This window comes from Paracoccus sp. SCSIO 75233, from assembly GCF_027912675.1.
In the GTDB taxonomy this organism is placed as follows: Bacteria; Pseudomonadota; Alphaproteobacteria; order Rhodobacterales; family Rhodobacteraceae; genus Paracoccus.
The window spans coordinates 214,382-237,573 of the sequence record NZ_CP115757.1 but is presented as its reverse complement, the minus strand read 5'-3'; the positions used below and the strand labels follow the sequence as shown (position 1 = coordinate 237,573).

The 23,192-nt window shown below is 62.8% G+C and carries 24 protein-coding genes; 9 read left to right on the top strand and 15 right to left on the bottom strand.

Features of this window, described 5'->3' with window-relative positions:
- Positions 1-2: 2 nt before the first annotated feature.
- The 6 genes from PAF12_RS01200 to PAF12_RS01175 form a co-directional block, all read right to left on the bottom strand.
- Complete coding sequence (locus PAF12_RS01200) at positions 3-1,097, bottom strand: DUF1501 domain-containing protein (RefSeq protein WP_271108200.1); 1,095 nt, start codon at positions 1,095-1,097, stop codon at positions 3-5.
- 4 nt (positions 1,098-1,101) lie between these two features.
- Positions 1,102-2,472: a DUF1800 family protein gene (locus PAF12_RS01195; protein ID WP_271108199.1), complete on the bottom strand. Its 1,371-nt coding sequence runs from the start codon at positions 2,470-2,472 to the stop codon at positions 1,102-1,104.
- 103 nt (positions 2,473-2,575) lie between these two features.
- Positions 2,576-3,091 carry a copper chaperone PCu(A)C gene (locus PAF12_RS01190; protein WP_271108198.1) on the bottom strand — a complete coding sequence of 172 codons (516 nt, stop codon included), beginning with the start codon at positions 3,089-3,091 and terminating at the stop codon, positions 2,576-2,578.
- 43 nt (positions 3,092-3,134) lie between these two features.
- Entirely contained in the window at positions 3,135-3,473 is a 339-nt protein-coding gene (locus tag PAF12_RS01185) for a hypothetical protein (protein WP_271108197.1), read from the bottom strand.
- 117 nt (positions 3,474-3,590) lie between these two features.
- Complete coding sequence (rpmB, locus tag PAF12_RS01180) at positions 3,591-3,893, bottom strand: 50S ribosomal protein L28 (RefSeq protein ID WP_271108196.1); 303 nt, start codon at positions 3,891-3,893, stop codon at positions 3,591-3,593.
- A 125-nt stretch (positions 3,894-4,018) separates the two neighbouring features.
- Positions 4,019-5,086 carry a bifunctional transcriptional activator/DNA repair enzyme AdaA gene (locus PAF12_RS01175; protein ID WP_271108195.1) on the bottom strand — a complete coding sequence of 356 codons (1,068 nt, stop codon included), beginning with the start codon at positions 5,084-5,086 and terminating at the stop codon, positions 4,019-4,021.
- A gap of 198 nt (positions 5,087-5,284) precedes the next feature.
- On the opposite strand from PAF12_RS01175, the gene PAF12_RS01170 reads away from it, so the two are divergent.
- The 3 genes from PAF12_RS01170 (at position 5,285) to PAF12_RS01160 (ending at position 7,797) form a co-directional block, all read left to right on the top strand.
- Complete coding sequence (locus PAF12_RS01170; protein WP_271108194.1) at positions 5,285-5,638, top strand: thioredoxin family protein; 354 nt, start codon at positions 5,285-5,287, stop codon at positions 5,636-5,638.
- Between the two features lie 71 nt (positions 5,639-5,709).
- Entirely contained in the window at positions 5,710-7,002 is a 1,293-nt protein-coding gene (gene serS, locus PAF12_RS01165; protein WP_271108193.1) for a serine--tRNA ligase, read from the top strand.
- Positions 7,003-7,065: 63 nt separating this feature from the next.
- Positions 7,066-7,797 (top strand): hypothetical protein, encoded by a 732-nt coding sequence (locus PAF12_RS01160; protein WP_271108192.1) that lies wholly within the window; start codon positions 7,066-7,068, stop codon positions 7,795-7,797.
- Here the strand turns inward: PAF12_RS01160 and der are convergent, their stop codons facing one another.
- Genes der through PAF12_RS01145 form a run of 3 tightly spaced genes read right to left on the bottom strand, consistent with a single transcriptional unit; the run spans position 7,798 to position 11,334 of the window.
- Positions 7,798-9,279, bottom strand: coding sequence for a ribosome biogenesis GTPase Der (der, locus tag PAF12_RS01155; RefSeq protein WP_271108191.1), 1,482 nt, complete (start codon positions 9,277-9,279; stop codon positions 7,798-7,800).
- Positions 9,276-10,607, bottom strand: a complete 1,332-nt coding sequence (locus tag PAF12_RS01150) for a PQQ-binding-like beta-propeller repeat protein (protein ID WP_271108190.1) — start codon at positions 10,605-10,607, stop codon at positions 9,276-9,278. The genes der and PAF12_RS01150 overlap by 4 nt, the downstream gene beginning before the upstream one ends.
- A 13-nt stretch (positions 10,608-10,620) precedes the next feature.
- Positions 10,621-11,334, bottom strand: a complete 714-nt coding sequence (locus tag PAF12_RS01145) for a tetratricopeptide repeat protein (RefSeq protein WP_271108189.1) — start codon at positions 11,332-11,334, stop codon at positions 10,621-10,623.
- A 132-nt stretch (positions 11,335-11,466) separates the two neighbouring features.
- On the opposite strand from PAF12_RS01145, the gene PAF12_RS01140 reads away from it, so the two are divergent.
- The gene (locus PAF12_RS01140) at positions 11,467-12,078 is read left to right on the top strand and encodes a hypothetical protein (RefSeq protein WP_368045153.1); all 612 of its coding nucleotides are present in this window, start codon (positions 11,467-11,469) and stop codon (positions 12,076-12,078) included.
- Between the two features lie 6 nt (positions 12,079-12,084).
- Here PAF12_RS01140 and PAF12_RS01135 read toward each other — a convergent pair whose 3' ends face one another.
- From PAF12_RS01135 to PAF12_RS01120, 4 genes are all read right to left on the bottom strand, one after another.
- Entirely contained in the window at positions 12,085-12,552 is a 468-nt protein-coding gene (locus PAF12_RS01135) for a MarR family winged helix-turn-helix transcriptional regulator (protein WP_271108188.1), read from the bottom strand.
- Positions 12,549-13,388, bottom strand: coding sequence for a carbon-nitrogen hydrolase family protein (locus PAF12_RS01130; protein ID WP_271109622.1), 840 nt, complete (start codon positions 13,386-13,388; stop codon positions 12,549-12,551). The genes PAF12_RS01135 and PAF12_RS01130 overlap by 4 nt, the downstream gene beginning before the upstream one ends.
- Before the next feature lie 14 nt (positions 13,389-13,402).
- The gene (gene grxC, locus PAF12_RS01125; RefSeq protein ID WP_271108187.1) at positions 13,403-13,660 is read right to left on the bottom strand and encodes a glutaredoxin 3; all 258 of its coding nucleotides are present in this window, start codon (positions 13,658-13,660) and stop codon (positions 13,403-13,405) included.
- A 122-nt stretch (positions 13,661-13,782) separates the two neighbouring features.
- Positions 13,783-14,499 carry a double zinc ribbon domain-containing protein gene (locus tag PAF12_RS01120; RefSeq protein ID WP_271108186.1) on the bottom strand — a complete coding sequence of 239 codons (717 nt, stop codon included), beginning with the start codon at positions 14,497-14,499 and terminating at the stop codon, positions 13,783-13,785.
- Positions 14,500-14,530: 31 nt separating this feature from the next.
- On the opposite strand from PAF12_RS01120, the gene PAF12_RS01115 reads away from it, so the two are divergent.
- The 3 genes from PAF12_RS01115 (at position 14,531) to PAF12_RS01105 (ending at position 16,823) form a co-directional block, all read left to right on the top strand.
- On the top strand, positions 14,531-15,367 hold the full coding sequence (locus PAF12_RS01115; RefSeq protein ID WP_271108185.1) for a methyltransferase domain-containing protein: 837 nt from the start codon (positions 14,531-14,533) through the stop codon (positions 15,365-15,367).
- Positions 15,367-16,389, top strand: coding sequence for a ferrochelatase (gene hemH / locus PAF12_RS01110; protein WP_271108184.1), 1,023 nt, complete (start codon positions 15,367-15,369; stop codon positions 16,387-16,389). The genes PAF12_RS01115 and hemH overlap by 1 nt, the downstream gene beginning before the upstream one ends.
- A 95-nt stretch (positions 16,390-16,484) precedes the next feature.
- Positions 16,485-16,823, top strand: coding sequence for a 4a-hydroxytetrahydrobiopterin dehydratase (locus tag PAF12_RS01105; RefSeq protein WP_271108183.1), 339 nt, complete (start codon positions 16,485-16,487; stop codon positions 16,821-16,823).
- Between the two features lie 68 nt (positions 16,824-16,891).
- Here the strand turns inward: PAF12_RS01105 and PAF12_RS01100 are convergent, their stop codons facing one another.
- A complete protein-coding gene (locus PAF12_RS01100) occupies positions 16,892-17,500 on the bottom strand; it encodes a L,D-transpeptidase (protein WP_271108182.1) in 609 nt (202 codons plus the stop codon).
- Positions 17,501-17,691: 191 nt separating this feature from the next.
- On the opposite strand from PAF12_RS01100, the gene PAF12_RS01095 reads away from it, so the two are divergent.
- On the top strand, positions 17,692-18,204 hold the full coding sequence (locus tag PAF12_RS01095) for a CAP domain-containing protein (RefSeq protein ID WP_271108181.1): 513 nt from the start codon (positions 17,692-17,694) through the stop codon (positions 18,202-18,204).
- 9 nt (positions 18,205-18,213) lie between these two features.
- Here the strand turns inward: PAF12_RS01095 and PAF12_RS01090 are convergent, their stop codons facing one another.
- Positions 18,214-21,264, bottom strand: a complete 3,051-nt coding sequence (locus PAF12_RS01090) for a calcium-binding protein (protein WP_271108180.1) — start codon at positions 21,262-21,264, stop codon at positions 18,214-18,216.
- Between the two features lie 210 nt (positions 21,265-21,474).
- On the opposite strand from PAF12_RS01090, the gene PAF12_RS01085 reads away from it, so the two are divergent.
- Entirely contained in the window at positions 21,475-23,184 is a 1,710-nt protein-coding gene (locus tag PAF12_RS01085; protein WP_271108179.1) for a hypothetical protein, read from the top strand.
- Positions 23,185-23,192 lie beyond the last annotated feature (8 nt).

Genomic DNA, 23,192 nt, shown 5'->3' with positions numbered 1-23,192 from the left:
CATCACCAACTTTCGCGCGTTACTCGTATATCCGCCGTGGGCATCAGGTCGCGACCTGCATATAGATCGCTCTCGTCCAGCCCGGGCCATTCGCCGTAGACCCTGCCCCCTTTTAGTGCACCGCCCGCCATAACCAGCAAACCGCCGGTTCCGTGATCGGTGCCGTTGGTGCCGTTCTGGCGAACCGTCCGGCCAAATTCCGTCATCGCCAGCACGACCGTATTCCCCCAGTTCGCCCCCAGATCGCGTTTCAGCACCGTCAGCGCCTCGGCAAGCTGTGCAAGCGGACGCGCGATGACCCGGTGCTGATTGCGATGCGTGTCCCAGCCGGTCAGGGAAAACGCGGCGATGCGGGTTTCCTCGTTCAATCGCGCCGCCGTAAAGCCGGCGAGTTTCGCCGCCGCACTTTGCCGCCCCGCACCGCCCATCTCGGACGCCGCCTCCGCACGCGCGCTGATCTCAATCGCGGCTTCGGCTGCGCTGTGGAAAATCGGATCCGTTTCGTAAAGCGACTGGAGCAATATCTGCGCCTGCGGGGACAGCGACAGCCTGGTGTTGGGCGTCCAGCTTGAATAGCGGCTCGGACCCCGCAGAATTGCAAGCTCATCGGTTCCAACCGCATAGGCGGTCTCCATCTGCGCGCCCGGCAGCATCGGCAGCAGACGGTTCAGCCAGCCGCCCGCCGGGTCAGCCGCATCCGGGCCGTATCCGGTCCCGGCCTCCAGAATATCCTGCCCGTCGAAATGGCTGCGCTTGTCACGATAGGGGGTCGAAACGGCATGCGCAAAGCCAAGTTCGCCCGCCCGCCACATCGGCAGAAGCGGCTGCAAGGCCGGGTGCAGCGCATAGAACCCATCCAGATCGAGCGCGCCCGCCTCCGGCCCCAGCGAAAGCTCCTGACGCAGCTTGCGCAGGAACGGATCGCCATAGGGCTGGACCACATCCAGCCCGTCCATTGCCCCACGCAGCACAATCGCGACAAGGCGCTTGTCGCCCGAAGCGGAGGCGAAACTCATCGGAGTGACCGCAGGCAGAGCCGCCGCTGAACAGGCAGCAGCGATGGCGGCTTTCAGAAAATCGCGGCGATCCATGCGCATCGCTTCACCTCCGGTTAAACTGCGGCGACGCGAGGACGATGCCGACACCGTCAGACAGCGATTCAGCGCGCGCGGCAGCTGACGCAACCGCATCATCGGCGGTCGTTCCGAAGGCGGCCGCGACAAATTCGCGCGGATCCGGCAGGTTCTCCCGCAGCCTGCCGGGTTGCCGCATGGCCCAACCGATCCGCATGGCAAGAAGCTGCGGCGTCAGCCAGAAATCGCCCTCCTCCGGCCAGCCTTCCGGCTGTGGCGCGCCCTGCCAGTGCTGGCCCATACGGATCAGCGGCTGAAGAACCATCTCGTGCAGCCTGTTTCGCGGCCAGCCCATCACCTCATCACCGGACACACCAAGCGCCCGCAGCCAGGCTGTGATCAGATCCTGCGGCTGACGGATCTTCTGACCGAAGCTGCTGCGCGCCTCACGATGCCGGACCAGCACGTCGTAAAGCACCATCAGATCGCCGTCAGTTTCCCGGAAACGCTGCGTCAGATCAGCAACAAGCTGTGTCGGTGGATCGTCCGCGCAGAAATGCCGCGCCAGCTTGTAGGAAATATGCGCCGCCGTGTCGGGATGGATGGAAATATCCTCCAGAAACGCCTCGATTTCCGTCAGGCGCGGCGGACGACCGCCGCCATATTCGACGCCCAAAACCGTCTCTGCCCCCGGCTCCACCCTGTTTGTCTGGTACATAAACGCCGCACTTCGGTCGACCATGAGCCCGGTCATCAGTTCCGCCAGCTGACGCACATCGCTTTGCGTATATGCGCCCCCGCTGCCGACCGTGTGCAGCTCCAGCAACTCCCGCGCATGGTTCTCGTTCAGCCCCGGACGTCGCTTCGGGCGCCGCAAGGCAAAGCGCGAACGCGGCCCAACAGAGGAGGTCTGATCGAGATAGATCAGCATCGCCGGGTGCAGCGTGACCGCACGCAGCATATCAGCAAAACGGCCCGTCAGATTTGCCCGGATCGCGTCATCATAATATGCCGATGTCAGAACGCGCCGCTTTGGGCCGGTCATGCGGATGCTGAAATGGCTGGACCAGAACTGCACCAGCCGATCCGCGAAGCCGGTCGGGTCTTCGAGAGCACGGGCGAGACGACTTCGATGCGACCGGTCAACCGCATCATTCAGCGCGTCCCTTGTCCGCTTTTCCAGCGCCTCGCCATCTGGCCGGCGCTCGCGCGCCGCCCGAACGCCCTCTTCATACTCCGCCGCGAGCCTGCTTGCGGCCTCCGTGCCGACCGAAGGGTAGCGCTCCATCACTGCCGTTGCGCGCAAGGAGGCCAGCAAGTCATCAGGCCGCTCCGGCCCGGACATAAACGGGGACAGGCCAGTCCCGAACCGAACCAATGAAAAATCTGCATATTTCATTGCGGACCACCTGTTTCAGCGACAACGCGGCATTTGCCGGGCGGTTCGCCCAAGCGGGTTGGACCGGCCATCACATCTGCGTGGACGACCGGCCCGAACGCCATTACTCTGGCGTATGGCCGCCATGCGCATCGGCACTGGCATCGTGATCCGCCTTTACGTCCTTCGGCATGCGATCATTGTCGACCGGGACAGTGACGGTCGCATCGCCGCAGGCACCGAAATTCAGCGTGATGGAAATCTCGTCGCCATTTTCCAGCGGCTCCGTCAATCCCATGAGCATCAGATGGTCACCGCCGCGCTCAAGCATATGTTCCGAACCGGCAGCCAGTTCGATGCCGCCCTCGATCGGCTTCATCCGCACCACGCCGTCGGGCGTCGTCTCATTCGTGTGCAGTTCGGCACTCCCGGCAGCATCTGTCGCGGCGGCGGTCAGCGTGCAGCTTTCCTCGCCATGATTATAGATCGCCATGAAGGCCGCACCAGCCTTGGGATTCGAGCTGCGTGCATAGGCGTCATGCACCTCCAGCCCATGTTCGGTTGCATCGCCGCCTTCATGCGCCGTGGCCAAGGCGGGAAGAGCAATCGCGGTCACTGCCGCCAGAAAAATCGTTTTCATATTTCATGTCCATTTTGCTGAGTTCTGATTGGAAGTTCATGTCTCAAGCGAATGGAGGAGGATCCCGGGCCCTTGCCGCCGGCGCGGCCCGACCGGGCAGCACCGGCCCGTCAAAATATCTGTCCAGCGTGAACAGCGTCTGCCCCAGCAGCATCGGCGGCGCATCGGACGAGACCGCCGCAAGCACGCTGAAGGCCATATCCGGGCAGAACTGGACCTTTTCGACCGGGTTTCCATCCTGGTCGATGGCAATCGTGGTGATCGCGCCGCCTGCGCAGATGACGATTTCACCCGCCGGGCGTGGCTGAACACGCGCCGTCGCGAGGCTCTGAGAGGTCAGAACCAGCAGCAAAATCAGAAAAAGACGCAAACCGCCGATCATGTACACAGGTCTATCGTGGCGACCCGACGCAGGCCAGTGCCAGCTTCGTGAGGTTTATGCGACGAAAAGCCCCGCCGGAATTGTCCAGCGGGGCCAAGCAAATCAGTTTTGCGCCGATCAGGCTTCGAGATTCGCCGCGGTATCGCCCGACTTCGCAATCTCTTTCTTGATCTTCAGCGCACGGGCCGACAGATCGCCGTCCTTCGCCTTGTCGAGAAACTCATCCAGACCACCACGGTGATCGACAGTGCGCAGCGCAGCAGCCGAAATCCGCAGGGAATAGCTGCGACCGGTCTTTTCAGAGGTCAGGGTCACGTCGTTCAGGTTCGGAAGAAACCGACGACGGGTTTTGTTGTTGGCGTGGCTGACATTGTTCCCGGTCATCGGGCCCTTGCCGGTCAGTTCGCAGACGCGCGACATGGTATTATCCTCGTTTTACGTACGCGGGACGGCGAAGTCCCAATGTGAAAGGGCGCCGCTCCATCCCCTGGTGGCAGCGCCCGGAAAATCTAGTTGGCGGTGAATATACCCGGACACGAGGCGCGTCAAGCCGATTCGGCACCGCGCCGGGCATAGGATTGTTCGACCGCGATCAGTTTTTCTTTTCGCCAAAGCCCGCCCGCATATCCGGTCAGCGTTCCATCCGCCCCGATCACGCGATGGCAGGGGATCACGATGGCAATCCCATTCGTCGCATTGGCACGCGCCACGGCCCGGGTCGCGGTCGGTTGCCCGATGGCATTTGCGACATCGCGATAGCTGCGGGTTTCCCCGGCAGGGATCTGTTGCAGGGCAGACCAGACGCGGCGCTGAAATGCCGTGCCATGCGGCGCGACTGGCAGATCGAAGCGGTCCCGACGACCGGAGAAATAATCCGAAAGCTCCTGCGCCGTTTTTTCCGTAATCGACGAGCGACCAAGGGCAATCCGTCCTTTCACATCCCGCGACACCCGCGCCAGCTGCGGCTTCAGCGCCTTGCGGTCGGTGAACTCAAGCAGATGCAGCGCGTCTTCGTCCGCGACGGCAATCATCCCGCCAAGCGGCGTCTCGATCCACTCTGCGACAAGCCCCTCCCCCTTGCGCATAGCAGCAGGCGGGTGCCCGAAAAGTTTCGAGAATGCCTGCCGAAACCCGCTGGCGGAATCGAAACCGGCATCCAGCTGCGCCTCGATCACAGCGTCGCCGCCTGCGACACGGCGCGCGCCCTCGCGCAGCCGCGCCTCTCGCGCCATTTGCAGAAAGGTCATCCCGAAATGCCGCCGGAAGGCGCGGCGGATGGTTGATGGATCATATCCCATCTCTTCAATATCCGCCTCGGTCCAGCGCCGCCCGGGGTCTGCCTCTATCGCATCGCGCAGTGCCGTGACCGCCACGTCGCCCTCAGCCGTCGCACCAGCCGGATAGCAGCGCTTGCAGGGCCTGAACCCCGCGGCCTGCGCCGCGGCAGGCGTCGCGAACCAGCGGCAATTTTCGGGACGCGGCTTGCGTGAGGGACAGGTCAGACGGCAGAATATCCCCGTCGACGTCACCCCGACATAGGCACGCCCCTCGTAAACAGGATCTCGATTGGTAAGCGCCGTATAAAGCGCGCTTTCATCTGGCAGGTCAAGCATGGTCGGTTCCTTTGTCATCGTCCACCACTTTACCTGCTTTGCGCCCACATCACGCTGCCATTTCGGGCGTTATATTCGGGCGATCAGAAATCCGGCGCAACCCTACTTAAACGACGAATTTTACTAAAAAGCGCCGGGTATAGTGCTTGCCGGCCTCGACCCGCAGACTATGCTGGCAACAGTACCCGAAGGAACATGATGCGTATTCTGATCGCCCTGATCTTTGCAGTTTTCACCATGCCAGCTTTTGCGTCCCAACTGCAATTGCTGGTCACTTACGAAAATGGCTGTGGCGACTTCGCCAGATGGCAGCGCGAGGTCGCACCCGGCTATGCGCGCTCTCAGGCCGGACAAAATGCGCCCCTGCTGGCAGTAAACATGCAGGGACCGTGGCCCGACGGGCTGACGCTGGCCCAAAACCCGAAACAGACACCGACATTCATCCTCCTCCGCAACGGGCAGGAGGTGGGCAGGTTCGCGGGCTATCGCAGCGCCGCCGGTTTCCAATCGCAACTGCTGCAATTGTTAAAACGGGACAGTGCAGGACAGTGATATAGCCGCGTATTTCAATTCTGCCCGGCTTCGGCTAACACCCGAACCGAATACGTTAGACAGGTTCTGCCATGCACGACATCCGCGCCATCCGCGAAAACCCCGAAGCCTTCGACGCCGCGCTGAAACGTCTTGGGGCCGCGCCTGTTTCCGCCGACATCCTGTCGCTTGATGAGACCCGCCGGGCGCGCATTCAGGCCGCCGAGGAAGCACAGGCCGAACAGAACCGCGCCAGCAAGCAGGTCGGCGCGGCAAAAGCCAAGGGTGACGAGGCCGAGTTTGAACGCCTGCGCGCACTGGTTGCGGAGACGAAATCCCGGATCGCCGGAATGCAGGCGGAGGCGGGCGAGCTGGACAAGAAGCTGCGCGATCTGCTGATGTCCATTCCAAACCTGCCGTTGGAAAATGTACCCGTTGGCGCCGACGAAAACGACAATGTCGAGATCAAACGCTGGGGCACACCCCCCAGCTTCGATTTCACGCCGGTCGAGCATTACGAGCTGCCAGGCGTCAAGCCGCTGATGGATTTCGCGACTGCCGCAAAGCTTTCCGGCTCGCGCTTCGTGGTGCTTCAAGGCGCGGTTGCCCGCATTCATCGCGCCCTCGCCCAATACATGATCGATACCCATGTCGACCAACACGGCCTGACGGAAACCTGGACCCCGGTCCTTGTCCTGTCCGAAATGATGGAGGGGACAGGTCAGCTTCCGAAATTCGGCGATGACAGCTACCAGACCCGCGAAGGCTGGTGGCTGATCCCGACATCGGAAGTGCCGCTGACCAACACCGTAAACGGTGAAGTGGTGGACGAAGCCACCCTGCCGCGCCGCATGGTGGCCCATTCGCAATGTTTCCGCTCCGAAGCCGGCAGCGCCGGACGCGATACCGCCGGAATGCTGCGCCAGCACCAGTTCGAGAAGGTTGAAATGGTCTCGATCACGCACCCGGATGCCGGAATGGCAGAACATGCGCGGATGACAGGCTGTGCCGAAGCGATCCTCGAAGGGCTGGGCCTGCCCTATCGCACGGTCGTGCTGTGTACCGGCGATATGGGGTTCGGCGCGCGCATTACGCATGATATCGAGGTCTGGCTGCCGGGGCAGCAAACCTATCGCGAAATCAGCTCCGTCAGCTATTGCGGCGATTTTCAGGCGCGGCGCATGAATGCCCGCTTCCGGCCGGAGGGTGGCGGCAAGCCGGAATTCGTGCATAGTCTGAATGGATCGGGGCTCGCCGTCGGGCGCGCGCTCATCGCGGTGCTGGAAAACGGGCAACAGGCCGACGGTTCGGTCCGGTTGCCAGAGGTGCTGCATCACTATCTGGGGGGAAAATCCCTTCTGCGCGCAGACGGCATTCTGGAATAGGTTTGCAGCCATAGGGTCTCTCCTGCGGCTGCACGACCGGCAAGGGAAAGAGGCTGAGAAAAGATGAAGCGCATTGGATCACTGCTCGTAGGTCTTTCGGTCCTGTTTTTTGTCGCCAGCAGCATGAAAATGGCGTTCTCGCTGGACCAAAACCCGCTGCCCATCTTCATAACCGAAGAAATCGACTTCGCACCCAACCTGCTTGCAGCGGTTTTTCTGATCCCGGAGGATCCGGCGACATGGATCATCCTTGTCGCCGTGTGGACCGCGTCCCTGCTGTTCGCGGCGCAGTTGATCTATCGCTTTCATGGCGACGACGCATTGCGGCCCGCCGATGTCGCACTGCTGGTCGGTGCGTTTGTGCTGGCAGCCATATCGCCCTGGGTCGCGCTGGAGGCCCCGCTGCCGGGGTTTCTCATGTGCGTCCTGATGCTGATGGCCCATATTTCTATCGTCAGCCGCAAATTTTCTGATGAAAGACTGGCGCGCAATCCGTTTGTCGGAATTCTGTTGGGCTGGGCGACAATGCTGACCTTTACCGCCTTTTCCTCTTTCATCAACGACGCGATGGCCATACCGCCAGAGCTTGCATCGATTTCCGGCGCGATACTCGCCTGCATCACGACAATGGCTGTTCAGATGCGCATCCCGCATAATCCGCTCTGCACGATTACGGTGATGTTTGCATTTCTGGCCGTCGCGGCAGCGATGATCGATGCTGCCCCGATCATCGCCGTGAACTCCGTCCTCGCAATTGCGTCGCTGACCTTCCTTCTGGTCCGCGTCACAACCTGATCAGCTACCCTGCGGCTTCTGCCGGTTCTTGTGCTTGGCGAGCGCCCCGGACTGGCTGATCTTTTCTGCCTTGTGACGATACGGGTTCACCTTGCCCTGATCGCGGAAAAAGATGCGAATCGGGGTGCCCGGCATATTGAAATCCGTCCGCAGCCCGTTCACCAGATAACGGTGATAGCTTTCGGGGATCTTGTCCGTATGCGTTGCCTTGACCACGAAGGCCGGGGGCCGCGTCTTCACCTGCGTCATATAGCGCAGCCGAATCCGTCGCCCGCCGGGGGCCGGGGGCGGATGCGCCTCGGTCATCGCTTCAAGCCAGTTGTTCAGCTTCGAGGTGGACACGCGGCGGTTCCACACGGCATAGGCCTGCATGATCGCGTTATGCAGCCGGTCCAGCCCCTTGCCCGTCCGCGCGGACACCGTAACCAGCGGCGCGCCCTTCAACTGCGGAAGCAGCCTTTCAAAGGACTGGCGCAGCTCCTTCAGCTTCTCAGGCTTGTCCTCTTCCAGGTCCCATTTATTCGCCGCGACGACCACGGCCCGCCCCTCGGTCTCGGCCAGATCGGCGATCCGCAGATCCTGCTGCTCGAATGGGATTGCCACATCCAGCAGCACAACCACGACCTCGGCAAAGCGGACCGCGCGCAGCCCGTCAGCCACGGACAGCTTCTCCAGCTTATCCGTAACCCGCCCGCGCTTTCGCATACCGGCCGTGTCGAAGATGCGCATCGGCGTGCCCATCAGCTCGGCCCGGACAGAGATCGCATCGCGAGTGATCCCGGCTTCCGGCCCGGTCAGCAGCCGGTCCTCGCCGAGGATCTTATTGATCAGCGTCGACTTACCCGCATTTGGCCGCCCGATGACGGCAATCTGCAACGGCCGCGCCTCGGTCGGCATCCAGTCGGGGGGCGCATCCTCGTCAAACTCCGCATCTTCGGGCAGATCGACATCGACGGCTGGTTCATGCACGGCGTTCTGCGCGGTCAGCTCGGCAGCAAGGGGTTTCAGCCTGGCATAAATATCCTCCATCCCCTCGCCATGCTCCGCCGAGATCCGCAGTGGTTCGCCCAGCCCGAGCGAATAGGCTTCCAGCGCGCCCGCCTCCCCCGCACGACCCTCGGATTTGTTGGCGGCGAGGATGACGTGTTTGGCCCGCTTGCGCAGGATATCGGCGAAATACTCGTCCGCTGCAGTGATCCCGGTCCGCGCATCGATGACGAAAAGCGCGACATCCGCCTCGTCCACGGCGCGCTCGGTCAGGCGGCGCATCCGGCCCTGCAGGCTGTCATCCTCGGCCATTTCAAGCCCGGCGGAATCCACGACGATAAAGCGCAGATCGCCAAGCCGGCCCTGCCCTTCACGCAGATCGCGCGTCACGCCGGGCTGGTTGTCCACCAGTGCCAGACGTTTGCCAACCAGCCGGTTGAACAGTGTCGACTTGCCGACATTCGGTCGGCCCACAATGGCAAGGGTAAAGCTCATCGGAAGGCGTAGAGATTTCCGTCACGCCCGGTGACGTAAAGCGTCTGACCGGCCACGACGGGCGCGGTCGCAGCGCCGCCCGGAATGGCAGTCTGTGACACAGTGCTGCCGGAGGCCGGATCGAAGGCGCGCAAAACCCCATCTGACGACGCAACGAACAGCCGTCCACCTGCGAGAACCGGGCCATACTGGACGTGGATGCTGTCCTGCTTGCGCACCCGCTCATCCGTATAGAATGGCAGGTCGCGGGCCCAGATCAGCCCGCCGGTCGCGCGATCCAGACGCACAAGCTGGTTCTGGTCGTTGACCGCGAAAACCGCATTCCCGACCGGCAGCACGGGCGAGCCCGCACCCTCCCGCGCCGACCAGAGCTGCGCGCCGGTCTCCCGGTCAAATGCTGCAATCCGTCCCGACGATGTACCCGCATAAATCGTATCGCCCGCGATCACCGGCTCCCCGGTCATGTCACGGATATAGGCCACGGCACGCCCGATACGGTTTCCCGCGACCTGGGCGGACCAGCGTTCAATCCCGGTCTCGCGATCAACGGCCAGCACCTGCCCGGAGGCGAAGGGGAACACCGCCATATCGCCCGAAACCGCGGGTGCGGCCACACCCATCACCGCGGTCGGCTGCGGAATGCCCGCGACCTGCCACAGGAGCTTGCCATCAGATGCCCGCACCGCGAAGCCCGTGGAAGAGCGGTTGGTGATATAGACAACGCCATTTTCAACTGTCGGGGCACCGCCAATCGGGGCGCCGACATCCTGCCGCCACAGGATCGACCCGCTGACAGCATCAAGCGCGACAAGCTGGCCATGACCGGTCGTCGCAAAGATCTTCCCGCCCTCATAGGCAAGACCGCCGCCGGACACGCTCTCGCGGCTCTCCCCGGCGGGTGTCAGATCGGTCGACCACGCCCGGCCGCCGCTTTGCGAGGTCGCTGTGACCAGCGCGACACTGTCCAGCGTGAAAACACGGCCAGCAGCCACGATGGGATCGGCCGTTATGCGATGCCGTTTGCCAGCCGCCTGACCGATCGGCGCCGCAAATACCTGCTGCGTTCCTGCGCCGAGTGCGACATGACCACTGTTATGGGCTGCGTTGCCGCCACGATGCGTCCATTCGGCGTTCGCGCGCATCGCAGGCAGCGAAAGCGCGGATGTGGTCGCGACCGGCGCTTCGACCACGGGCCCGTCGGGGGAGCCGATGGCACGCGGATCAAGCCGCTCCCCCGGCAAAATGGTTTCCCGCTCGCCACAGGCTGCGACGGCCAGCAAAAGCAGCACGGCAATGCCGGCGGGTAAGGGGGTGAGGTTCCGCGTCATGACAGGGCTCTCCTCATTCAGCGTCGGCGGGGGCTGGGGCAGTGTTATTGTCCGGCGAGGTCGCGTCCGCGCCCATCGGGTCGTCTTCCAGATCCGCGCCGAGCATGATGACCATCTGGGCCAGACGAGTTTGCAGGGCCTGACTGACACCGTCCTCGTTCTGTATCTCACGGATCAGCGTCAGTGCATCGTCGTTCCGGTCTGCGGCGATCAGGGCCACGGCCTTCTGTTCAAGCGCGAGCAGGCGGAACGGCGCGCCGGGTTTTGAAAGATCGGTCAGTGCGGCATCGCGATCCGCCTGATCCAGCGACTCTCCGGCGGCAATCACGGCCTTCAGCCGCGCCAGATCGGTCAGCACGTCATCGCCGCCTTCGGCTGCCGCACGTTCCAGATAGGGCTGCGCAGCGGCCTGACCGTCCGCCTCCATCGCGGCACCAGCGGCCAGCAGGTCGCCCAATGCCGTACGGTTGGCATTGCCGCCACCATCAAGGGCGGCAAGTCCCGCCACCGGATCATCCGAATTCTGCGCCGCCAGAACCGCATCGCCCCAGGCTTCCGCCGCCGTGCGCCGCTGATTATTGGCGTATTCGCGCCACGCGGCGCCACCCACGATGATGGCAATCACCAGCAGCCCGATCCAGCCATAGCGCCGGAACAGCCGATAAAGCCGGTCTCGGCGCACCTCTTCGGTGACTTCGTCGATGAAACTGTCGCTCTCGTGGCTCATGTCGTCCTGCCTTAGTCGTGCGGCCCCTTATATCTCAGACACGGCAGGGAACAAGCGCCGTACCGCCTCACATCCGTGACATGCCAAGGCTTTTCCGCCGGGGCCACCCTTGACCCTGCAGGCACAAGCGGGTTGGAAGGCCGCACTGCCGCAGCCGGAGACGCCGCCACGATGGAACTGACACTGGATGAAATCACCGCCCTGTTCACCTCCGACGGACAATACCGATGCGCAAGATGGGGCCGCCCGGTCGCCCCGGTGATCTTCGGTCTGGCGGATGAGAGCCTCGATATCTTCCGCGCCGCGATCCGGGCCGCCTTCGCCCATGCCGGACACCCGATCACCGACACCGACCCGGAGATGGGTGCGAATCTGATGATGTTCTTCTGTCGGGAATGGCAGGAGCTGGACGGCATCCCGGATCTGGATCGCCTGACCGGGCAGCCAGACCTTCCGGCGCGGTTGAAAGCGACCAATGCGGATCACTACCAGATCCAGCGCTTTGACGCGGACGGATCGATCCGCGCCAGCCTGTCATTCACCCGAATGGGCGGTGCGCTCGCCGACGCCCACCCCGCCATGCTGGCGGAGACGCTCGCGATGCGTTCCATGCTGAGTTTCGCGCAGGAGATTTCCGCTTCGGACCCCCTGGCCCGCCTGATCCGCGCGGCCTATGATCCGGTCATGCCACAGGTGGCAACCGATCCCAGCCATGCCATGCGACTTGCCGCGCGGCTCGGCTGAACCCGTTCAGTCGCCCTCTTCCAGCCGGTCCCGCAAGGCCCGCAGCACCGGCAGCGCCGCCCGTGCCCGCTCTGGCCCGACATCGCGGACAACATCCGACATGGCGGGCAAAATCGCCGCAAGGGCCGCATCCCGCGCAGCCCGCCCCGCCGGGCTGATCGACACGAACTTCCGACGTGCATCGTCCCAGTCGGGACGGATATGCACATGCCCCGCCCATTCCAGCCGCGCCAGCGTGTTGGTCATCGCACCACGGGTCACATGAAACGCCTCGGCCAGTTGCGCAGGCGTCCGCTCTTCCGACAGGTGCGCCAGCAGATTCAGCACCGAAAAATGGGAAATCTGCATGCCACCCGGCAGGGCGCGCCCGATCATGGCGCGGGCCAACTGCTCAACCACGAGCACCTCGGCAAAGAGGCTCGCAGCGACGGAGTTACGGGACAGATCGTCCAAGGGGGCTGGCAGGTCGGTCAAGGCGCTTCGAAGGGTTGGTCATAACTGACGGCAGGAATGCGTGAACGTGCCTTGTCCACTTGGCGCAAGTCAAGTGAAACCATAGTGATCCCCGGCATTTCCCCTGCATCCGCCAAGACCTCGCCCCAGGGAGAAACCGCAAGACTATGACCATAGCTGCGCCGCGCCCGCGGTTTTGCGGCATGGGTGGCATCATGCAGCCCGCATTGCGCCGGGGCGAGAACATAACACCCCGTCTCAATCGCACGGGCGCGCAGAAGCACATGCCAATGCGCCGCCCCGGTCGTATCGTTGAACGCTGCCGGAACGCTCAGAACCTGCGCACCGGCCTGCGCAAGCCCGCGATAGAGCATCGGAAAACGGATATCGTAACACACGCTCATCCCGATCCGCCCCGGACCATCCGCCACCACGGCCTGCCGACCCGGTCGGTAGGCCTTCGATTCACGGTAAGCTTCGGTTTCGGAAATCGTGACATCGAACATGTGGATCTTGTCATATCGCGCCACGATCCGGCCATCCGGCGCGATCAGGAAGCTGCGATTTGCAAATCGGCTTTCATCGGGCTCCCCGGTCCTGAGGGCCAGCGACCCGATCAGCAGCCAGACACTCAGCTCCGCCGCCTGCGCCCGCAGCGCGGCAAGCGTGGGATCGTCGGCCTCCGTCCGTAACACGGTTTGCTGCCACGCCCGGTCGGAGGAGATGATATTCGTGCATTCCGGCGTCAGGATCAGCGAAGCGCCCTGTCCGGCGGCCTCGGAAATCAGCTCCCGCGTCTGCGGCAAATTCGCCGCCGGGTCGTCCCCGACCGAAAGCTGGACCAGCCCGGCGGACAGCCGTTCGACCATGTTCAGGCCGCCAGAAGCGGGTCGAGCTTGCCCGCCTTTTCCAGCGCATGTAGATCGTCCGATCCGCCAATATGCTTGCCGTCAATGAAGATCTGCGGCACCGAGCGACGCCCCCCGGCACGTTTCATCATCGCCTCACGCAGCGACGGATCGCGGCTGACATCTGTTTCTGCATAAGCGGCATTTTTGCTTTGCAGCAGCTTCTTGGCCGCAATGCAGTAGGGGCAGGTCGGGGTGGTGTAGATCTCGATTTGGGCCAAGATATGTCCTTTCGTTCAGCGAATATGCTCTGCCGCAGGGGCAAGTTGGATTTAGTCGGTCCCGGCCAGGATTTCCAGAAAAGCGCGTTGCCCGGACAGCGCATTCCCTTCATCAAGGCATCTCAGTCCTTGACCGCCCGGGCAAGGACCGCCACGCAGACCGGCCCACACCCTGCCAATTCAAGCGCAGTCGCGGCTGCGCAAAGCGTTGCGCCAGATGCCATGACATCATCAACCAGCAAAACAGCCCGCCCGCTGATCCGCCGCTTTCTGGCCGGATGCACAGACATCGCGCCCCGAAGGTTCTCCACCCTCGCGGCAAGGTTCTTCCGCCCCTGCGAATCCGTTTGCCGTTCCCGACGCAATGCATCGGCGATATGTTCGACATCATGCCAACGCGCCAGTTGAGCCGACAGCAGCGCCGCCTGATTGTATTTTCGCGACATCAGTCTCAGCGGATGGATCGGCACCGGCACCACGGCCATATCCCGCACGACGATCCCGGCCGCCGCCTGCGCCAGCCACGCACCCAGCGGTTTCGCAAGATCGGGCCGGTCGCCGTGCTTCAAGGCCATCGTCAGATTGCGACCGACGCCACGATAGACCAGCGCCGCCCGCGCGGACACCCAGGGTCGGGCTGTGGTCAGACAGTCGTCGCAAGTCAGAAGTTCAGCCGCATCCGCGATTCCCGGCAGCGGTACGCCGCAGAGGTGGCAGCAGCAGCCAGAGACGAACTCGCAATCGCGCCAGCACGCCGGACATAGCGAGCCATCATTCGCAACGGACATCCCGCACGCAAGACATTGCGGCGGATAGATCAGCTGTAAAGCCGCTTTCATCGCCGCGGGAACGCCTCTATGAATCGCGCCCATGAGCCCCGAAACCCCAATCACCGCGGCGCAGGTCAATCGTCTGATAGACCGCCCCGCGCTCATACAGCGCCGAGATCGAGCGCGGGGCTTCGGCGTGGCTGATCCACTTCATCGAATCGCTGCCGATGAAATCGAGGATAGGCTGGCGGAGATTAACAGGCGGTTTACACGCGTGGGTCTCGTGACCGGCTGGCCGGAATTGTGGCAGGGGTGGTTTCCGGACGCAATCGCTGTGCCGGATACCGAAGTTCTGGACCTGCCCGGCGACCTCGACCTCGTCATCCACGCCATGTCGCTGCACTGGGCCGAGGATCCCGTCGGCCAGATCGTCCAATGCGCCCGCGCCCTGAAACCGGACGGGTTGTTCATCGCGGTCTGCTTCGGCGGCGACACGCTGAACGAGTTGCGCGATGTCCTTACGCGGGCAGAGATCGACACGACCGGCGGGCTGTCGCCCCGCCTGCTGCCGATGGGCGAGCTTCGCGATATGGGTGGCCTGCTGTCGCGCGCCGGACTGGCCCTGCCCGTCGCCGATCACCTGACCTTGCCCGCATCTTACCGCGATCTGTTCCATCTGATCCGCGATCTGCGCGCCATGGGCGAGACCAATGCCCTCGCCGCCAGACCGCGCCACGCCACCCGGCGCGAGATCTTCGACCGCGCCGCCGCCGATTACGCCACCCGCTACCCCGACCCGGACGATCCGTCCCGCATTCGTGCGACATTCGACCTGATTTTCCTGACCGGCTGGGCCCCTGATCCCAGCCAGCAACAGCCACTGCGGCCCGGCTCGGCGAAACTGCCGCTGGCCGATGTACTCAAGACGAGGACCTGATGGAACACGCTCCAGCCGATCACCCGAAGATCCCGCAAGGCAAGACCGGAATCCTGATCGCCAATCTCGGGACGCCGGATGGCTATGATTACTGGTCGATGCGCCGCTATCTGAACGAGTTTCTCTCCGACAAGCGGGTCATCGACTATCCATCATGGAAATGGCAGCCACTTCTGCAGGGGATCATCCTGACCAAGCGTCCGTTCAGTTCCGGCGCCAATTACAAGCTGATCTGGAACGAGGAGAAGGGCGAAAGCCCGCTGATGACCATCACCCGCGATCAGGCCGAGGCGCTGCGCGTGCGGGCGCATGAGGAATGGGGCGACCGGGTCATGGTCGATTTCTGCATGCGCTACGGAAATCCCTCCACGCAGGAGGTTCTGGACCGGATGATTGAAGCGGGATGCCGCCGGATCGTGTTCCTGCCGCTTTATCCGCAATATGCCGGTGCCACGTCGGCAACCGCGAATGATCAGCTGTTCCGCGCCCTGATGACGCAGAAATGGCAACCGGCGGTGCGCACGGTCGAACCCTATTTCGACCGGCCAGACTATATCGAGGCGCTTGCCGCGTCGGTCACACGCGCGCTTGATGGGAACCCCCCCGCAAAGCTGGTCGCCTCCTATCACGGGATGCCCAAACGCTACCTGACCGAAGGCGACCCCTATCACTGCCAATGCCAGAAGACCTCGCGCCTGCTGAAGGAGGCTCTGGGCTGGGATGACGGTATCATCGACACCACCTTCCAGTCGGTTTTCGGACCGGAGGAATGGCTGCGTCCCTATACCGTCGAACATGTCGCGGAGCTTGCAAAGCAGGGCCATACCGACATCGCCGTCATCTCCCCCGCCTTTGCATCGGATTGCATCGAGACGCTGGAGGAGATCAACGGCGAGATCCGCGAAAGTTTCGAGCATGCGGGCGGCAAGCGCTTCACCTATATCCCCTGCCTGAACGCCGACCCCGATCATATCGAGGTGATGCTGAACGTGATCGGGGACAATATCACCGGCTGGGTCTGAAAAGCGGATCCTTCTTCGCGTCCGGCGGTTAGGCTGGGTAGGCCGTAGCTTCGGGGCGAAATGCTCCGGGGCGACCTGAGCCGATGGAGGACGACATGACAGATAACGAACTCGCCACCCGGAATTGCGTCGCCTGCGAGGACGGGACGGAGGCATATGGTGCTGACGCTGCCGCAGACATGCTTGCGCGGCTGGATGGATGGTCACTGTCCGACGACGCGAAATCCATCTCTCGCCGCTTCGAGTTCAAGGGATTTCTGCGGGCGGTCGAAATGGCGAACCTCGCGGCATGGCTCGGCAACAAGCAGGGCCACCACCCCGATATCCGCTTCGGCTATGGTTATTGCGAGGTCGAGTTCTCAACCCACGACGCGGGCGGGCTGACCGATAACGACTTCATCTGTGCGGCGCGGCTGGACGCATTGGTCGACTGAAACGGCGATACAGGTTCAGGAACCGGGACAGCCCCTGAACGCCAAAGTTTGCGCAACAGGCCAACCAGCTAGATCAGCAGCACCTGCGTCCCGATCTGGGTCAGGTCGTACATTTCCTTGATATGCTCGTTATAGAGACCGATGCAGCCATTGGACGACTTGCGCCCGATCTTGCGCGTGTCATGCGTGCCGTGCAGCCGGTAGTATTGCCAGCTGAACCACAGCGCATGCGTCCCCAGCGGATTGTCCGGCCCCGGCGGCACGAAATCCGGCCATTCCGGGTTGCGCTTCTTCATCTCGGGCGTCGGCGCCCAGCTTGGGCCGACCACCTTCTTGATGATCTCTGTCCGGCCCTTGCGCGTCAGATCCTTGCTTACCGGGATCGAGGACGGGTAGAGGCGATAGATGCTTTCATCCTCCGACCAGAAATGCACCGCCCGCGAGGTCAGATCGCAAAGGATCGCCCCCTTGGCCAGCGTCGGGAAATAGGGTTGCCAGTCCTGCGCACGGAAACTGGAAATATTGCGCCGCTGATCCGCCTCGGGATCATACTGCACCCGGCCTGCATCGGGGGTTTGCTGCGCGATGGCGGGGGCGGCCAGCCCACCCAGACCGGCTGCGGCGACCGACGTGACAAAGCGACGCCGACTGACGCCGCGACTCTGTGAGGTCATCATGTATCTCCTGCTCGGGCCGTCTGACGCGGCCTCATTGATACAGATGAAATTATGGCGACGCAGGTGATTCAGGCAAATCAAACTGCCGTCAGTTGTGCAATTAGAAGCAGAATTGTTGTGAAAATCACGCATTATTGCCTTTGAAGGACAGGACGTCGCGGGTAAACCATGAACCAAAACACGAGGGCAGTATGAGAAATATTATTCTGTTACTTGCGGCAGGCCTGACGCTGGCCGGTTGCGTATCCCGGACACCGGGTGCGCAGATGGGGGCGCCGGATCAGTCGGTTCCGGTCGCCTACACGATCAACAGTGCCGAGGCTGCGGCAATTCCCGATCGCGTCCTGAATCAGGTCAATATGCTGCGCGCCGGATCGGGCGCCGCGCCGTTGTCACTGGACCCGGCGCTGAATGCAGCCGCCGCCGCGCATTCCCGCGACATGGCGGCCCAGAACCGCGCGTGGCATTTCGGCTCCGACGGGTCGTCGCCGCTGGATCGGGCACAACGGGCGGGCTATTCCGGCAGGCTGGTCGGTGAGAATATCAGCGAAAGCTACGAAAACGACATCGCCACCCTTCAGGCATGGATGGAAACCCGCGACACACGGGACGTTATCATGGACCCGACCGCCAGAACGCTGGGTTTCGCGTGGTATCAGGAGCCGTCCAGAAAAATCTGGTGGACGCTGATCACCGGCAAATAGCCGCGCCGGTCAGAGTATCAGGTCAAACACGCTGAGACCGCGACCGAGAACGTCGATAAAGTGATCGGTCGCGCCGTCGCCGTTCAGATCAATCTGAAGCTGCGTTCCGCCGTGGATTGGCTGAGTTCGCAGCTCCGGACGGCCCTGTCCGCTCAGACTTGCGCTGGCCATCCAGACCATTCCCGTCGCCAGATCCGAAAGATCAATGGCGTCCCGGTCGGGTTCAAAATCCTCGATCCGGTCGCGGCGCAACTGACCGGGGAATGGTTCGAAGACGAAGCGGTCAGCCCCCTCACCCCCGATCAAGCGGTTCTGCCCGCTGCCTGCCAGTAACGTATCGTCACCGCCCCCTCCCTGTAACAGATCATCTCCTGCACCACCGGTCAGCCGGTCATCCCCATCCCCGCCCAACAGCGTGTCGTTGCCGTCTCCGCCATCCAGAAGATCTATCCCCGCCCCGCCATCGAGGTGATCGCTATCCGCATCCCCGAAAAGCGTATCGCTGCCGTATTCGCCCGTCAGGCGGTCAGCGCCCAGCCCCCCACGCATCTCGTCATCACCGGAGCCGCCGAACAGCAGATCCGATGCGGGTCCGCCATCCAGACTGTCCATCCCGGCATCACCATAGAGCGTGTCGCGACCGTAGCCGCCCTTGACCAGATCATCGCCGTCGCCACCCCGTGCGATGTCGTTGTCGATACCGCCATACAGGCTGTCGTCATGGCTGTCGCCCAGAAGGCTGTCATCCCCCGCGAGGCCGAATATCTGATCGCGCCCATGTCCGCCGTGGATGGTATCGCCACCGGCCCGCCCCCGGGCCGTGTCATCGTGATTGCCAAGGAAAATCAGATCGGCTTCCATCCCTCCGGTCACGGTATCATCGCCCGGCCCGGTCTTGATCTGGTTCTTCGGCCCCCAGACCCGCACCCAATCCGCACCGGGTCCGCCGAAAATCATATTGTAACCCTCAAATCCGGTCAGCCGGTCATGACCCGGCCCGCCGAACAAGGTATCCCGTCCGCCGATACCGGACAGATGGTCATCGCCCGGCCCGCCAAACAGGCTGTCACCACCCGGACCACCGAAGATAATGTCGTTTCCAGCATTGCCGTGCAGCGTGTCGGTGCCGCGCTGCCCATAGATCCGGTCATTTCCCGGCCCGCCGAAGACAAGGTCGTCGCCATCCTGACCCGCCAGCCGATCCGCAGACTGCAGACCCTTGATAAGATCGTCGCCGGACCAGCCGAGGATCATATCACTCGCCCCGCCACCAACCATCGTATCGTTGCCGGGACCGCCGTGGATATAGGCCGGGCCCCATCCACCGACGAGGTAGTCATTGCCCTGAGCGCCCTCCATCGCGACAGCACCGCCCTTTCTGACGATGATGTCGGCGGCAGCGGTCCCGCGGATCGGGTCGGCACGGGATGGCGGCGGCGGCAGCACGCCGAACCGGCCCGCCTCTCCCGGTTGGCTGGTATCGGCCTTGTGAACGGGCACGCTTTCAGGACCGGGATCAGGCGTCACCGGATCGACCAGCCGGCTGTAATCGATATTGTTCAGATAATGCGAAAGGTTGAACATCTCCTCCCGGAAATGGGCCGCTGTCAGCGTGGTTCCGTCGGCGGTCAGTATCTCGATCCGGACAGTGCCTGCCTTCACAAGCGCACCGGTCGCCGTCGGACGGATTTCCAGCCCGATCAGGCTGCGAACGAAGGCGAGTTCGGAGAGGTCCAGACTGTCCTGACGCGGGTTGTAGTCGAGAATTCTCACCTCCTCCGCCCCATAGGTTGGAACGAAGCGATCCTGCCCGGACCCGCCGCGCATCGTCACCCGCCTCTCCCGTCCGATCAGCGTATCGTCGCCATCGCCGCCTGAAAGCGCCGACTGCGCACCCGTCCCGGCCAGAATATCATCGCGCGCCGTGCCGGACAGCGCACCAGTACCAGCCCGGGAGGAGCCGATCCGGCCCGGATCGAAAGCAAGCTGGGCAATCCCCGGCTCGGTTGCGCTGGCTGCGAAAATGGCGATCTGACCGCCGATCACCCTGGCCTCAAGACTGGCGACATTCGCAAGCGCCATCTCCGCCTTATCACTTAGCGAGGCAAGATGTATCAGCCGCCCCGTGGGATCGAGCATCAGAACCGTGACCCCGTCATCCCTGCCGCCTGCGATAACGTAGCCGCGCCCGTTGATCTCGACCGCCGTCATCGCGGTCACCGACTGAAACCGGGTCATCAGCGTATCGATGACGTGATCCGTCGCCGTCAGCTTGCCGGACGCGCCGATCCGAAAAACGGAAAGCGATGAACTATCCGTGCCCGCAACGATCAGATAACGCCCATGCCCGGTCTGAAGCGCCGACAAGGCGCTCGGCGCTGCGATCCCGATTTCCGAGGCGGCACTGACCCCGTCGATGCGTTTCAGCCCGCCGTTTTGGATCAGAACCCCGGTGACGGCGTTGGCAAGCGGCGCGGCAGCAAAAGCATAGCTCCCAGCCCCGGCGGAGACGACCGAGATATAATGATATTCCGCATCTTGCTGAGGCCTCGAAGGTGCTGCGAGGTCAGCGACCGGCTTCAACCCGCCCCCTTGCGCCCAGTCATGCAGCTCAAGCGACAGCTTTCCGTTTCGGGCCGCCAGCATCCGCCCGGCCGGGCCACCTTCAACCGGCTGAAGGGCGACGACATCATCCGCCAACTCCCTGCCTGCGAAAATGCGGTCATATGATCCGAAAGCGCCATCACTGCTTAGCTGCAATCCGTGCTGCGCACTCCCCTTTTGCCCGGTCACAACGATATATCTGTCGCTGCCACGCGAAATCTCGGCGAGCTTCGGCTGGTGATGATACAGGCCCCAATCGCCCTCCGCCCGTATGGCAAGCGGCTTCAACGCGGATGTCGCGGCACCAATCCGATAGCTGGACAGCCCGCCACCCGGATTCGTGACCGCGATCAGAACCGGCCCTGCGGAGCTGTCCACAACCGCCATATCCGAGATATTTCTCGTAAATTTCTGCTTCGACGCGACATGCGTCGCGATATGGCGAAAGACCACCATTCAACACCCCATCACCCGTTCTCATCCCCTTTCTCCGGGTCTGATGATGGGTCATCGGGAACCTTTCCGCATCATTAATATATGCGGCATTCGCCTTGAATTGTATCCATTTTTCGACGACTTCATCCGCCATCACCGGGCGCGCCCACTTGCCTGATCGCGCGAGAAATGGAATGAAAGCAGTTCCTGTTCCCGTTGTGGCATGGCGGAATGAAACTCAGCGATCATGTGATAAATGCCGTGCGGCAACTCGACCGGGCCATTCGGGTGCGCGGGCTGCGTCATACTGTCGGGCTCGCGCTGCGCGTGCTGATGCGCGAGGGACCGGCGGGGATTCGCAAACGGATGGATGCACTCGGCCCGGCACTCGGGGCGCGGCGCGCTTCAGGCCCCGGCAGCACGGTGATCCTGACGGTGCCGCACACGCTGCATTTCGCCCGCCGCCTGCAGGCGATCCTGTCGGAAGCGGGGATCGAGGCGGATCTTTCCGACAGCGACCGCGCCGCTGCGGGTTACGAGACCGTGTTCGCCTTCGCCCTACAGAATTTCCCGGCAGTTCCGGCAGAACGCTGCATCGCTTTTCAGGTCGAACAATCCGTCCTGCCCAATCGCTGGACACCCGAATATCTGGCGCGTCTGGCCGAGTGTCGGGCGGTTCTGGAATATTCCCAACTCAATATCGAGGCGCTCGGGGCCCACGTCCCGCTAAGCCGGGTCTTTTATGTCCCGCTGTCACCAGCCCCTGCCCCGACGGCTGAGGATCGGCCCAAAAACGTGCTGTTCTACGGCGATGCGAGCCCGCAGCGCCGTAAAGAGCTTCTGGATCAGGTCGCCCCTGCCATCCCGGAGCTTGAGGTCGAGACCAATCTTTTCGGCCCGCGCATGTCCGAACGACTTGGCAAAAGCGCCATCGTTCTGAACATACATGCCCGGCAAGGCGGCCTGCTGGAAGTCGCCCGTATATCGGAGGCGATGGCACATGGCTGCGTGATTGTCAGCGAGATCTCGCCGGATCAGGCCCAGCATGGCCTCAACGACCGGGTTGTCTTCGTGCCGGAAGGCGATGCCCCGGCCATGATCGCAGCGCTTCGCAGGCTGCTCGACACTCCCGACATACTTCGCAGCCAGCAAATTGCATCCGCATCACCGATGCCGGATCGCTTCCGGTTGGGGGTTCTGCGCGCGCTTCAGGGGCTGGGCATGATCGGGCCCGACCAGTTCGACCAACTCGCGGCGGATTACCCCGATCCGGCGACGTCAAGCACCGCTGAAATGCCGCGCATCTGCCTCAGCCTGCCTGAAACCCCGTCACGGATACGCGAATTTCATGCTGTCAATGGCGACGGTTTTCAGGTCTGGCCCGGCCTGAAGGCCACTCCCGGCTGGCGCGGCGCGGCGCTTAGCTATCGCTATCTGATGCGCCGCCTGCGCGACGCAAAAATCACCGAGGCACTGATTGTCGAGGATGACGCGATCCTGCCGCCCGATTTCGACACAAGACTGGCGACGATCCAGCACTATATGGATGAATGCGACGCCGATATGTTCTCCGGCGTCATTGCCGATCTGCATGAGGATGCGCAGGTGCTTGGCGTCAGGCGACAGGACGGGCTTTGTCTGGTCCAACTCGACCGGGCGGTTTCAATGGTCGCCAATCTCTACCGTCCCCGGATGATCGACTGGCTGGCCGAATGGGACCATCAGGACGACAACGCCTTCACCAACACGATAGACCGCTACATGGAACGCGCGACCCATCTGCGCGTCGTGACCACCTTGCCCTTCACTGTCGGCTTCGGACGGGACGCCCAATCGACCTTACGGCAAAGCGACAACCGCAAATATGACGACATCCTCGCCAGATCGGAGGCCCGCCTCGCCCGCAAGGTCGCGGCATTTGAAACGGATAAGGGAAACTAAACCCTACC

Coding starts and splice junctions, on each gene's coding strand:
- PAF12_RS01200 (WP_271108200.1), bottom strand. CDS start 1,097: ATGCGCATGGATCGCCGCGATTTTCTGAAAGCCGCCATCGCTGCTGCC.
- PAF12_RS01195 (WP_271108199.1), bottom strand. CDS start 2,472: ATGAAATATGCAGATTTTTCATTGGTTCGGTTCGGGACTGGCCTGTCC.
- PAF12_RS01190 (WP_271108198.1), bottom strand. CDS start 3,091: ATGAAAACGATTTTTCTGGCGGCAGTGACCGCGATTGCTCTTCCCGCC.
- PAF12_RS01185 (WP_271108197.1), bottom strand. CDS start 3,473: ATGATCGGCGGTTTGCGTCTTTTTCTGATTTTGCTGCTGGTTCTGACC.
- rpmB (WP_271108196.1), bottom strand. CDS start 3,893: ATGTCGCGCGTCTGCGAACTGACCGGCAAGGGCCCGATGACCGGGAAC.
- PAF12_RS01175 (WP_271108195.1), bottom strand. CDS start 5,086: ATGCTTGACCTGCCAGATGAAAGCGCGCTTTATACGGCGCTTACCAAT.
- PAF12_RS01170 (WP_271108194.1), top strand. CDS start 5,285: ATGCGTATTCTGATCGCCCTGATCTTTGCAGTTTTCACCATGCCAGCT.
- serS (WP_271108193.1), top strand. CDS start 5,710: ATGCACGACATCCGCGCCATCCGCGAAAACCCCGAAGCCTTCGACGCC.
- PAF12_RS01160 (WP_271108192.1), top strand. CDS start 7,066: ATGAAGCGCATTGGATCACTGCTCGTAGGTCTTTCGGTCCTGTTTTTT.
- der (WP_271108191.1), bottom strand. CDS start 9,279: ATGAGCTTTACCCTTGCCATTGTGGGCCGACCGAATGTCGGCAAGTCG.
- PAF12_RS01150 (WP_271108190.1), bottom strand. CDS start 10,607: ATGACGCGGAACCTCACCCCCTTACCCGCCGGCATTGCCGTGCTGCTT.
- PAF12_RS01145 (WP_271108189.1), bottom strand. CDS start 11,334: ATGAGCCACGAGAGCGACAGTTTCATCGACGAAGTCACCGAAGAGGTG.
- PAF12_RS01120 (WP_271108186.1), bottom strand. CDS start 14,499: ATGAAAGCGGCTTTACAGCTGATCTATCCGCCGCAATGTCTTGCGTGC.
- PAF12_RS01115 (WP_271108185.1), top strand. CDS start 14,531: ATGAGCCCCGAAACCCCAATCACCGCGGCGCAGGTCAATCGTCTGATA.
- hemH (WP_271108184.1), top strand. CDS start 15,367: ATGGAACACGCTCCAGCCGATCACCCGAAGATCCCGCAAGGCAAGACC.
- PAF12_RS01105 (WP_271108183.1), top strand. CDS start 16,485: ATGACAGATAACGAACTCGCCACCCGGAATTGCGTCGCCTGCGAGGAC.
- PAF12_RS01100 (WP_271108182.1), bottom strand. CDS start 17,500: ATGATGACCTCACAGAGTCGCGGCGTCAGTCGGCGTCGCTTTGTCACG.
- PAF12_RS01095 (WP_271108181.1), top strand. CDS start 17,692: ATGAGAAATATTATTCTGTTACTTGCGGCAGGCCTGACGCTGGCCGGT.
- PAF12_RS01090 (WP_271108180.1), bottom strand. CDS start 21,264: ATGGTGGTCTTTCGCCATATCGCGACGCATGTCGCGTCGAAGCAGAAA.
- PAF12_RS01085 (WP_271108179.1), top strand. CDS start 21,475: ATGAAACTCAGCGATCATGTGATAAATGCCGTGCGGCAACTCGACCGG.